22 protein-coding genes are annotated in these 10,126 nt (G+C 65.0%); all 22 read right to left on the reverse strand.

What is annotated here, in order from left to right; genetic code table 11:
- Nucleotides 1-53 precede the first annotated feature (53 nt).
- Nucleotides 54-539, reverse strand: coding sequence for a 50S ribosomal protein L15 (gene rplO, locus ACSVC7_RS27020; protein WP_448206820.1), 486 nt, complete (start codon nt 537-539; stop codon nt 54-56).
- A 4-nt stretch (nt 540-543) separates the two neighbouring features.
- Nucleotides 544-735, reverse strand: a complete 192-nt coding sequence (gene rpmD / locus ACSVC7_RS27025) for a 50S ribosomal protein L30 (protein ID WP_209767527.1) — start codon at nt 733-735, stop codon at nt 544-546.
- Nucleotides 736-737: 2 nt separating this feature from the next.
- Nucleotides 738-1,319, reverse strand: coding sequence for a 30S ribosomal protein S5 (gene rpsE, locus ACSVC7_RS27030; protein WP_448206819.1), 582 nt, complete (start codon nt 1,317-1,319; stop codon nt 738-740).
- Nucleotides 1,320-1,331: 12 nt separating this feature from the next.
- A complete protein-coding gene (gene rplR, locus ACSVC7_RS27035; RefSeq protein WP_448206818.1) occupies nt 1,332-1,694 on the reverse strand; it encodes a 50S ribosomal protein L18 in 363 nt (120 codons plus the stop codon).
- An 8-nt stretch (nt 1,695-1,702) separates the two neighbouring features.
- Nucleotides 1,703-2,236 carry a 50S ribosomal protein L6 gene (gene rplF / locus ACSVC7_RS27040; RefSeq protein WP_448206817.1) on the reverse strand — a complete coding sequence of 178 codons (534 nt, stop codon included), beginning with the start codon at nt 2,234-2,236 and terminating at the stop codon, nt 1,703-1,705.
- A gap of 12 nt (nt 2,237-2,248) precedes the next feature.
- Complete coding sequence (gene rpsH, locus ACSVC7_RS27045; RefSeq protein WP_448206816.1) at nt 2,249-2,647, reverse strand: 30S ribosomal protein S8; 399 nt, start codon at nt 2,645-2,647, stop codon at nt 2,249-2,251.
- A 13-nt stretch (nt 2,648-2,660) separates the two neighbouring features.
- Nucleotides 2,661-2,966: a 30S ribosomal protein S14 gene (gene rpsN, locus ACSVC7_RS27050; RefSeq protein WP_448206815.1), complete on the reverse strand. Its 306-nt coding sequence runs from the start codon at nt 2,964-2,966 to the stop codon at nt 2,661-2,663.
- A gap of 19 nt (nt 2,967-2,985) precedes the next feature.
- Nucleotides 2,986-3,528, reverse strand: coding sequence for a 50S ribosomal protein L5 (gene rplE / locus ACSVC7_RS27055; RefSeq protein WP_448206814.1), 543 nt, complete (start codon nt 3,526-3,528; stop codon nt 2,986-2,988).
- Between the two features lie 11 nt (nt 3,529-3,539).
- Nucleotides 3,540-3,857: a 50S ribosomal protein L24 gene (gene rplX, locus ACSVC7_RS27060; protein ID WP_448206813.1), complete on the reverse strand. Its 318-nt coding sequence runs from the start codon at nt 3,855-3,857 to the stop codon at nt 3,540-3,542.
- Complete coding sequence (rplN, locus tag ACSVC7_RS27065) at nt 3,857-4,225, reverse strand: 50S ribosomal protein L14 (protein ID WP_085555126.1); 369 nt, start codon at nt 4,223-4,225, stop codon at nt 3,857-3,859. Before rplN ends, rplX begins: the two co-directional genes overlap by 1 nt.
- A gap of 16 nt (nt 4,226-4,241) precedes the next feature.
- Nucleotides 4,242-4,496 carry a 30S ribosomal protein S17 gene (rpsQ, locus tag ACSVC7_RS27070; protein ID WP_448206812.1) on the reverse strand — a complete coding sequence of 85 codons (255 nt, stop codon included), beginning with the start codon at nt 4,494-4,496 and terminating at the stop codon, nt 4,242-4,244.
- Between the two features lie 12 nt (nt 4,497-4,508).
- The gene (rpmC, locus tag ACSVC7_RS27075; RefSeq protein WP_448206811.1) at nt 4,509-4,715 is read right to left on the reverse strand and encodes a 50S ribosomal protein L29; all 207 of its coding nucleotides are present in this window, start codon (nt 4,713-4,715) and stop codon (nt 4,509-4,511) included.
- Nucleotides 4,712-5,140: a 50S ribosomal protein L16 gene (rplP, locus tag ACSVC7_RS27080; protein ID WP_448206810.1), complete on the reverse strand. Its 429-nt coding sequence runs from the start codon at nt 5,138-5,140 to the stop codon at nt 4,712-4,714. Before rplP ends, rpmC begins: the two co-directional genes overlap by 4 nt.
- A 12-nt stretch (nt 5,141-5,152) precedes the next feature.
- Nucleotides 5,153-5,932, reverse strand: a complete 780-nt coding sequence (rpsC, locus tag ACSVC7_RS27085; RefSeq protein ID WP_448206809.1) for a 30S ribosomal protein S3 — start codon at nt 5,930-5,932, stop codon at nt 5,153-5,155.
- 1 nt (nt 5,933) lies between these two features.
- Complete coding sequence (rplV, locus tag ACSVC7_RS27090) at nt 5,934-6,326, reverse strand: 50S ribosomal protein L22 (RefSeq protein WP_448206808.1); 393 nt, start codon at nt 6,324-6,326, stop codon at nt 5,934-5,936.
- Nucleotides 6,327-6,329: 3 nt separating this feature from the next.
- The gene (gene rpsS, locus ACSVC7_RS27095) at nt 6,330-6,608 is read right to left on the reverse strand and encodes a 30S ribosomal protein S19 (protein WP_014241034.1); all 279 of its coding nucleotides are present in this window, start codon (nt 6,606-6,608) and stop codon (nt 6,330-6,332) included.
- Nucleotides 6,609-6,620: 12 nt separating this feature from the next.
- The gene (rplB, locus tag ACSVC7_RS27100) at nt 6,621-7,448 is read right to left on the reverse strand and encodes a 50S ribosomal protein L2 (RefSeq protein ID WP_448206807.1); all 828 of its coding nucleotides are present in this window, start codon (nt 7,446-7,448) and stop codon (nt 6,621-6,623) included.
- 16 nt (nt 7,449-7,464) lie between these two features.
- Nucleotides 7,465-7,782 carry a 50S ribosomal protein L23 gene (locus ACSVC7_RS27105; protein WP_448206806.1) on the reverse strand — a complete coding sequence of 106 codons (318 nt, stop codon included), beginning with the start codon at nt 7,780-7,782 and terminating at the stop codon, nt 7,465-7,467.
- Nucleotides 7,779-8,399, reverse strand: coding sequence for a 50S ribosomal protein L4 (gene rplD / locus ACSVC7_RS27110; RefSeq protein WP_448206805.1), 621 nt, complete (start codon nt 8,397-8,399; stop codon nt 7,779-7,781). Before rplD ends, ACSVC7_RS27105 begins: the two co-directional genes overlap by 4 nt.
- Before the next feature lie 5 nt (nt 8,400-8,404).
- Nucleotides 8,405-9,115: a 50S ribosomal protein L3 gene (gene rplC, locus ACSVC7_RS27115; protein WP_448206804.1), complete on the reverse strand. Its 711-nt coding sequence runs from the start codon at nt 9,113-9,115 to the stop codon at nt 8,405-8,407.
- Nucleotides 9,116-9,175: 60 nt separating this feature from the next.
- A complete protein-coding gene (gene rpsJ / locus ACSVC7_RS27120) occupies nt 9,176-9,484 on the reverse strand; it encodes a 30S ribosomal protein S10 (RefSeq protein ID WP_014241039.1) in 309 nt (102 codons plus the stop codon).
- Nucleotides 9,485-9,935: 451 nt separating this feature from the next.
- A partial coding sequence (locus ACSVC7_RS27125) for an EF-Tu C-terminal domain-related protein (protein WP_483508876.1) occupies nt 9,936-10,126 on the reverse strand: 191 nt, incomplete at its 5' end.

Genomic DNA, 10,126 nt, shown 5'->3' on the forward strand with positions numbered 1-10,126 from the left:
CTACGCTTCATTCTGTGCCGGATGGCGCCCGCGCGCAAGCGCAGGCGACCCGATCACTCGGCGGCTTCGGCGGCGGGCCCGGTCAGCGTCACGCTGCCGCCCACCTTCTCAACCGCTTCCAGCGCCGACTTGGAGGCGCCGGCGACGGTGAAGTTGGCCTTCGTCGTCAGGGCGCCCTTGCCCAGCAGACGGACGCCGTCCTTCTTCACCTTGCCCGTCACGCCCGACGCTTCCAGGGCCACCGCGTCGATGGTCTGGGAGGCGTCGAGCTTGCCGAGGTCGATGGCCTTCTGGACCATGCCCAGGTTCACCACCGAATATTCCTTCGCGAAGATGTTGCGGAAACCGCGCTTCGGAAGGCGGCGGTGAAGGGGCATCTGGCCGCCTTCAAAGCCGTTGATGGCAACGCCGGTGCGCGAGGTCTGACCCTTCACGCCGCGGCCGCCGGTCTTGCCCTTGCCCGAGCCGATACCACGGCCGACGCGCATGCGGGCCTTGCGGGCGCCGGGGTTGTCCCGGAGATCGTTCAGCTTCGTCATGGCATCAGCCCTCGTTCTCGACGCGGACCAGGTGCGCGACCTTGGCGATCATGCCCCGCACGGCCGGAGTGTCCTCCAGCTCGCGGGTCCGGTGCAGCTTGTTGAGACCCAGGCCGATCAGCGTTTCCCGCTGGTCGTGCTTGCGACCGATCGGGCTGCCGGTCTGGGTGACGATAACGGTCTTCTTCTCGGCCATGATCAAGCCTCCTGCGCACCGGCGGCGCCGGTTTCACGCTTGCCGAGGATGTCGCTCACGCGGCGGCCGCGACGGGCGGCGACGCTGCGGGGGCTGGACACCGCCGACAGGGCGTCGAAGGTGGCCTTGATCATGTTGTGCGGGTTCGACGTGCCGATCGACTTCGTCACGACGTCCTGGACGCCCAGAGCCTCGAAGATCGCGCGCATCGGACCGCCGGCGATGATGCCGGTACCGGCCGGGGCGGTGCGCAGCACGACGCGGCCGGCACCGAAGTGGCCGTTGGCGTCATGGTGCAGCGTGCGGCCTTCGCGCAGCGGAACGCGGATCATGCCGCGCTTCGCCTGGTCGGTCGCCTTGCGGATCGCTTCCGGCACCTCGCGGGCCTTCCCCGAACCGACGCCGACGCGGCCCTTGCCGTCGCCGACCACCACCAGGGCGGCGAAGCCGAAGCGACGGCCACCCTTCACAACCTTAGCGACGCGGTTGATGCCAACGAGCTTTTCGATCAGCTCGCTTTCTTCCCGATCGCGCTCACGCGGCTGCCGCTCGCGGTCGCTCCGCTCGCCTCGTTCACGTGCCATTTCGGAGCCTCCTTAGAACGACAGCCCGCCCTCGCGGGCGGCGTCGGCCAGGGCCTTGACCCGGCCGTGGTAAATGTAGCCACCACGGTCGAACACGACCTCGGTGACGCCCGCCGCCTTGGCGCGCTCGGCGATCAGGGCGCCGATGCGCTTGGCAGCCTCGACGTTCCCGCCGTGCTTGAGCTGCTCGCGCAGCTCCTTCTCCAGCGAGGAGGCGGAGGCCAGCGTCTTGCCAGCCTCGTCGTCGATGATCTGGGCGTAGATGTGCAGATTGGACCGGAAGACCGAAAGGCGAGCCCGCCCGCCGGCCTTCTTGGCAATCTGCGCGCGCACGCGCTGCTTGCGGCGCTCGTGGAGTTGCTTTGGCTTGAGCATGGCGGACCTTACTTCTTCTTGCCTTCCTTGCGGAGGATGGTCTCGGTGTCGTACTTGATGCCCTTGCCCTTGTAGGGCTCCGGCTTCTTCCAACCGCGGATTTCCGCCGCGACCTGACCAACCTTCTGCTTGTCGAAGCCCGACACCGAGATCGCGGTGGGCTTGTCACACTTGATGGTGATGCCCTCCGGGATCGGGTACTTCACGTCGTGCGAGAAGCCGAGCTGCATGACCAGCTCCTTGCCCTGCACGGCCGCGCGGTAACCGACGCCGTTGATCTCGAGGTTGACGGTGTAGCCCTGGCTGACGCCGGTGACCATGTTGTTGATCAGCGTCCGCGAGGTCGCCCACATGGTGCGGGCGCGCTTGCTGTCGTTCGCCGGGGTGACCACGACCTTGCCGTCTTCCAGCTTGGCCGAAATGTCGTCGATGAGGGTCAAGCTGAGCGAGCCCAGCTTCCCCTTGGCCGTCACCTGCTGGCCGTTGACGGCAACGTCAACGCCAGCGGGGACCGACACCGGATGCTTGCCAATGCGCGACATCTGAGGTCCCCCTTAGAACACGCGGCAGAGGACTTCACCGCCGACATTGGCGGCGCGGGCCTCGTTGTCCGACATCACGCCGCGCGGCGTGGAGAGGATCGCGATGCCCAGGCCGTTGAAGACGCGGGGCAGATCGGTGATCTTCGAATACACGCGGCGACCGGGCTTGGACACGCGGGCGATCTGCTTAATGACAGGCTCGCCTTCGTGATACTTCAGCTCGATCTTCAGGTTGCGAACGCCGGGACGGACGTCTTCCTCGGAGTAGCCACGGATGTAGCCCTCACGCTTCAGAACTTCCAGGACGTTGCTGCGCAGCTTCGACGCCGGGCTTTCCACAACAGACATACGGGCGTGCTGACCGTTGCGGATGCGGGTCAGCATATCGCCGAGCGGATCGCTCAAAGACATTTTCCGACCCTCCTTACCAGCTCGACTTCACCATGCCCGGGATCTGGCCGGTGGAGGCCAGTTCACGGAGGGTGACGCGGGACAGCTTGAACTTGCGATAGAACGCCCGCGGACGGCCGGTCATTTCGCAGCGGTTACGGATGCGCACCTTCGACGAGTTGCGCGGCAGCTCGGCCAGCTTGAGGCGGGCGGCGAACTGCTCTTCCGGGGGGAGGGAACGGTCGGAGGCGATGGCCTTCAGACGCGCACGCTTGTTGGCGAACTGCTTCACCAGCTTGGCGCGACGCTTGTTCTTCTCGATGGCACTGGTCTTAGCCATGGGGTCGTGCTCCAGCCAATCAGGCCACAAACGGCATGTCGAAGGCCTTCAGGAGAGCCTTGGCCTCCTTGTCGGTCTTCGCCGAGGTGACAAAGATGATGTCCATGCCGCGGATCTGATCGATCTTGTCGTAGTCGATCTCCGGGAAAATGATCTGCTCCTTAACGCCCATGGCATAGTTGCCACGGCCGTCGAAGCTGTTGCCCGGGATGCCGCGGAAGTCGCGGACACGCGGCAACGCGATCGTAACCAGACGATCCAGGAACTCGTACATGCGATCGCGGCGCAGGGTCACCTTGCAACCGATCGACATGCCTTCACGCAGCTTGAACTGCGCGATCGACTTGCGGGACTTCGTGACGACCGGCTTCTGGCCGGTGATCGCCGCGAGTTCGCTCACCGCGTTCTGGATCTTCTTGGAGTCGCCGACAGCCTCGCCGACACCCATGTTGATGACGATCTTCTCGATCCGCGGAACTTCCATGTCGTTCTTGTAGCCGAACTCGCTCTTGAGCGCGGCGCGGATCTTGGAGTCGTAGACTTCTTTCAAACGTGCAGCCATTGGTCCGGTCCTCACACGTCGATGACTTCGCCGGACCGCTTGGCGACGCGCACCTTGCGGCCATCCTCAAGGATCTTGAAGCCGACGCGGGTCGGCCTGCCGTCCTTCGGATCGATGTGGGCGACATTCGAAACGTTGATCGGCGCTTCGAACTCGACGATGCCGCCCTGCGAACGGGCGCTCGGGCGCTGGTGCTTTTTCACCACGTTCACGCCCTGAACGACGACCCGGTTTTCGGACGGGATGACCTTGAGCACCTCGCCGGTCTTGCCCTTGTCCTTGCCGGTCAGAACGACGACCTTATCCTTGGTCTTGATCTTCGCGGCCATTACAGCACCTCCGGCGCCAGCGAGATGATCTTCATGAACTTCTTGCCGCGAAGCTCACGAGTGACCGGCCCGAAGATACGGGTGCCGATCGGCTCGCCCTGCTTGTTGATCAGCACGGCAGCGTTGCGGTCGAAGCGGATCGCAGATCCGTCGTCCCGGCGCAGTTCCTTCGCAGTGCGGACGATGACCGCGCGATGCACGTCGCCCTTCTTGACGCGGCCCTTCGGAATGGCCTCCTTGACCGAGACGACGATGACGTCGCCCACGGTGGCAACCTTCCGCTTGGACCCGCCAAGCACCTTGATGCACTGCACCCGGCGCGCCCCGCTATTGTCGGCGACTTCCAGGTTGGTTTGCATCTGGATCATGGTTACTACCTTTCAGTTACGCGGCGCCGCCAGCGGCGGCGGACTCCAGCACGACCGTCCAGCGCTTGCGCTTGGAGATCGGGCGGCACTCGATGATCGAAACCGTATCGCCGACCTTGAACTGGTTGCCCTCGTCGTGGGCGGCGTACTTCTTCGACTGACGAATGAACTTCTTGTACACGGGGTGCATGACGCGGCGCTCGACCAGGACGATAACCGTCTTGTCGCCCTTGTCGCTGACCACCGTGCCCTGCAGAACGCGGCGAGGCATAGGTAGCCCTCCTTACTTGCCGGCTTCGGCCGAGCGCGAACGCTCGCCGAGGATCGTCTTGATGCGCGCGATGTCGCGACGCACCACCTGCACCCGCGCCGTGTTCTCCAGCTGGCCGGAGGCCCGCTGGAAGCGCAGGTTGAACTGCTCCTTCTTGAGCTGGAGGAGCTGATCGTTCAGCTCCTCGGTGCTCTTCGCACGAACGTCGACGGACTTCATGCCGCCACCTCCTCACCGCCGAGGCGGGTCACCAGCTTGGTCTTGATCGGCAGCTTGGCGGCCGCCAGGGCGAACGCCTGCTTTGCCACATCGGCGGGCACGCCGTCCAGCTCAAACAGGATGCGGCCCGGATGAACGCGCGCCGCCCAGTATTCGGGCGAGCCCTTACCGGAACCCATGCGGACTTCGGCGGGCTTGGTGGAGACCGGCAGGTCCGGGAACACGCGGATCCACACGCGGCCCTGACGCTTCATCGCGCGGGTGATCGCGCGGCGGGCCGCCTCGATCTGGCGGGCGGTGATGCGCTCCGGCTCCAGGGCCTTCAGGCCGAAGGAACCGAAGTTCAGCTGGGTGCCGCCCTTCGCGTTGCCGTGGATGCGGCCCTTGTGGGCCTTGCGGTACTTGGTACGCTTCGGAGAAAGCATCGCTCTGCCCCTTTACTCGCGATCAGCGCGGTCGGAGCGGTCACGGTCGCCGCGACCACGGCCCCCACGCTCCTCGCGATCGCCACGCTCGCGACGTTCGCGACGCGGCTCACCATCGGTCGACACCGGCTCGGTGCCCATGCGCTTGTCCTGCGCCATCGGGTCGTGAGCCATGATCTCGCCCTTGAACACCCAGACCTTGACACCACAGGTGCCGTAGGTGGTCTTGGCGGTCGCGGTGCCGTAGTCGATGTCCGCACGCAGGGTGTGCAGCGGGACGCGGCCCTCGCGATACCACTCCAGGCGGGCGATTTCAGCGCCACCCAGACGGCCCGAGCAGTTGATTCGGATGCCCTGGGCGCCCAGGCGCATGGCCGACTGCACGGCGCGCTTCATGGCGCGGCGGAAGGCAACGCGACGCTCCAGCTGGCTGGCGATGTTCTCGGCGATGAGGCGCGCGTCGATCTCCGGCTTGCGGATTTCAACGATGTTCAGGCTCACCTCGCCGCCGGTCATCTTCGACAGCTCGGAACGCAGCTTCTCGATGTCCGCGCCCTTCTTGCCGATCACCACGCCCGGACGAGCCGAGTGGATGGTGACGCGGGCCTTCTTGGCCGGACGTTCGATGACCACGCGCGAGCAGCCGGCCTGCTGCAGGCGGCCCTGCAGATAGCCGCGCAGCTTCAGGTCCTGGTGCAGCAGGTTGGCGTAGTCGCGCTTGGCGAACCAACGGCTGTCCCAGGTCCGGTTGATGCCGAGGCGCAGCCCGATCGGATTGACTTTCTGACCCATCTTACTCGGCCCCTTCGGCAGCGGCGTCGCGCTCGCGCACGATGATCGTCAGGTTGCTGAACAGCTTCTCGACACGGGCGCCGCGGCCGCGGGCACGGGCGTGGAAGCGCTTCATCACCAGAGCGCGGCCGACCGTCGCCGAGGAGACGTACAGGCGGTCGACGTCCAACTGATGATTGTTCTCGGCGTTCGCGATCGCGGCCTGGAGGACCTTCTTCACCTCGCCGGCGATGCGGCGCTTGGAGAAGGTCAGCTCGGCCACGGCCTTGCTGGCATCCATGTTGCGGATGAGCTGGGCGACGAGGTTCAGCTTGCGCGGGCTGGTGCGGATCATCGGATTGGAGGCCAGAGCCTCGTTCTCCGCGATACGGCTGGGGTTGGAGGGCTTGCCCATGGCTTACTTCCTCTTCGCCTTCTTGTCCGCCGCGTGCCCGTAGAAGGTGCGCGTCGGAGCGAACTCACCGAACTTGTGGCCGATCATGTTCTCGGTCACCAGAACCGGCAGGAACTTGTGGCCATTGTAGACGCCGAACGTGAGACCCACGAACTGCGGCAGGATGGTCGAACGACGCGACCAGATCTTGATGATCTCGTTGCGGCCCGAAGCGCGGGACTTGTCCGCCTTCTTCAGCAGATAGCCGTCGACGAACGGGCCCTTCCAAACGGAGCGTGCCATCGTCCGACCTCCTTACTTCGAATGACGGCGGCGCAGGATCAGGCCGTCCGTCTTCTTGTTGTGACGCGTCTTCTTGCCCTTGGTCGGCTTGCCCCACGGCGTGACCGGGTGACGGCCGCCCGAGGTGCGACCCTCACCACCACCGTGCGGGTGGTCGATCGGGTTCATGGCGACGCCACGGACCGACGGACGGACACCCAGCCAGCGCTTGCGGCCGGCCTTGCCCAGATTGGTGTTCATCTGGTCCGGGTTGGAGACCGCGCCGATGGTGGCCATGCACTCGCCGCGCACCATCCGGAGCTCGCCCGAGGGCAGCTTCAGCTGGGCGTAGCCGCCGTCGCGACCGACGAGCTGCAGGTAGGTGCCGGCCGAGCGGGCCAGCTGACCACCCTTGCCGGGCTTCAGTTCGACGTTGTGCACGACCGAACCGACGGGGATGTTCTTCAGCGGCATGGCGTTGCCGGGCTTCACATCCACCTTCTCACCGGCGATGACGGTGTCGCCCACCTTCAGGCGCTGCGGCGCCAGAATGTAGGACAGGGTGTTGTCCTCGTACTTGATGAGGGCGATGAAGCCCGTACGGTTCGGATCGTATTCCAGCCGCTCAACGGTGGCCGGAACGTCGAACTTACGGCGCTTGAAATCCACCAGACGGTAGGTGCGCTTGTGACCGCCACCCATCCGGCGCGCGGTGATGCGGCCGGTGTTGTTGCGGCCACCGGACTTGGTCAGACCCTGGGTGAGAGCCTTGACCGGCTTGCCCTTCCACAGCTCCGAGCGGTCAACGATGACCAGCTGGCGGAGCGACGGCGTAATCGGGCGGTATTGCTTCAGAGCCATCGGATCACACTCCCGCTCAGATGCCCGTGGTCACGTCGATCTTGTTCCCCTCGGCGAGGGTCACGACGGCCTTCTTGAAGTCCGAGCGACGACCGATGGTGCCGCGGAAGCGCTTGGTCTTGCCCTTGGAAATCAGGGTGTTGACCGCGGTCACCTTCACGTTGAACAGCCCTTCGACCGCCGCCTTGATTTCCGGCTTGGTGGCCGACAGCGGGACACGGAACGTGACCTGGTTGTGCTCCGACGCCATCGTCGACTTCTCGGTGATGACCGGAGCCAGAATGAGGTCGTACATCCGCTCCTGGCTCACCGCAGGTTTCGACTGCTTGCTCATTTCAGGCGAGCCTCCAGCTGCTCGACCGCGTTGCGGGTCAGGACCAGCGTATCGCGGCGAAGAATGTCGTAGACGTTGGCGCCCTGCTCCGGCAGCACGTCGATCAGCGGGATGTTGCGCGACGCCCGAGCGAAGTTCTCGTTCAGGTTCGAGCCATCGATGATCAGCGCCGAGGAGAGGCCCAGCGTGGCGAGACGGGCGGCCAGGTCCTTGGTCTTGTGCGTCTCGGCGGCGGCCGAGTCGAGGACCAGGAGCTTGCCTTCCGCGGCCTTGGTGGACAGCGCGGTCTTCAGGGCCAGCTTGCGGACCTTCTTGGTCAGGTCGTGCTCGTGCGAGCGGACGACCGGGCCGAAGATGGTCGCGCCGCCGCGGAACTGCGGCGAACGCATGGAGCCCTGACGGGCGCGGCCGGTGCCCTTCTGGCGGTACGGCTTCTTGCCGGTGCCGGAGATCTCCGAAACGCCCTTGGTCTTGTGGGTACCGGCGCGGCGCTTGGCCAGCTGCCAGTTGACCATGCGGGCCAGGAGGTCCGTGCGGGACGGGAGGCCGAACACGTCATCGGAGAGTTCGATCTCGCCGACGGTCTCGTTGTTCAGGTTCTTAATGGTCGCCTTCATGGCCATCACTCCTGCGGCTCAGCGGCGGCTTCGGCAGCCGGCGCGGCCTTGATGGCGGCCGGGAAGGGAAGACCTTCCGGAGCCTTCTTCTTCACGGCGTCGCGGATGCGCAGCCAAGAACCCTCGGCGCCCGGAACGGCGCCCTTGAGGAAGATCAGGCCGCGGTCTTCGTCCACCGACACGACCTTCAGGTTCAGAACCGTGACCTTCTCGTCGCCGAGATGACCGGCCATCTTCTTGTTCTTGAAGACCTTGCCGGGATCCTGGCGGTTACCCGTCGAACCGTGCGAGCGGTGCGACACCGACACGCCGTGCGTGGCACGCAGACCACCGAAGTTCCAGCGCTTCATCGGACCGGCAAAGCCCTTACCGATGGAAGTGCCGGTGACGTCGACGAACTGGCCCGGAACGAAGTGCGCGGCCGACAGTTCGGCGCCGACCTCGATCAGCGCATCGGCGTCGACGCGGAACTCGACCAGCTTGCGCTTCGGTTCCACGCGCGCCTTGGCAAAATGCCCGCGCTCAGGCTTCGTGACGTTCTTGACCTTGATGGCGCCGGCACCGAGCTGGACGGCGGTGTAGCCATCCTTGTCTTCGGTGCGAACGGCGACGACCTGGCAGCTGTCGACTTTCAGCACAGTCACCGGCACGTGCGTCCCGTCGTCCTGGAAGACGCGGGTCATGCCGACTTTCTGCGCGATCAAACCGGATCGCATTGTTCTTTATCTCCTGACCAGGGACATCCTCAGAGGGAGAGGTCCCTCAACAGACCCAACTTAAAGCTTGATTTCGACGTCCACACCCGCGGCGAGGTCGAGCTTCATCAGCGCGTCCACCGTCTGCGGCGTCGGATCGACGATGTCGAGCAAACGCTTATGGGTGCGGATTTCGAACTGCTCGCGCGACTTCTTGTCGACGTGCGGCGAGCGGTTGACCGTAAACTTCTCGATCTGCGTCGGCAGCGGGATCGGGCCCCGCACCCGAGCACCGGTCCGCTTGGCGGTGTTGACGATCTCGCTGGTCGACTGGTCGAGCACGCGATGATCGAACGCCTTCAAGCGGATGCGGATGTTCTGGCTGTCCATGTCCAAACGTCCCTTGCACCTCGTTTCGGTGACGCCAACGCGCCACCGGTACCCCAAAACTGTCCCCGGGGACCGGCAGCGTCAGGTCACCCTGCGCCGGTACACCGAAGCGGCGGGCGGTGGTTCATCCCAAACCTGTCTGACGGCCGATACGAAAAAGAACATCCCCCGCATGGCGATGCGGATGGATGTTCCTGGCAGCACCCGGTGCGAGTTGGCCTCGCGATGCCGTTCGTGATCGGGCTGCGTCTAGGCCGGACTTGCCTACTACCAACCCAAATTCCAGAGGGCGTAACGTGTATGCCCAAGCCGCCCCGGTGTCAACCCACAATTTCCCCCTTGTGACAAGGAGATGGAGGTCCGGTGACGGTGGGGATTGCCACACCCGATTTTTGCGGAGCGGATGTGCAAAAGGGGCCGGCGAACGCCGGCCCCTTCCACAGAACGCGCCTTACTTGATGATCGAGGCGACGACGCCGGCGCCGACCGTACGACCACCCTCGCGGATGGCGAAGCGCAGGCCCTCGTCCATGGCGATTGGAGCGATCAGCTCGACTTCCATGGAGATGTTGTCGCCCGGCATGACCATCTCGGTGCCTTCCGGCAGCTTCACCATGCCCGTCACGTCCGTGGTGCGGAAGT

The organism is Azospirillum mesophilum (assembly GCF_053470405.2).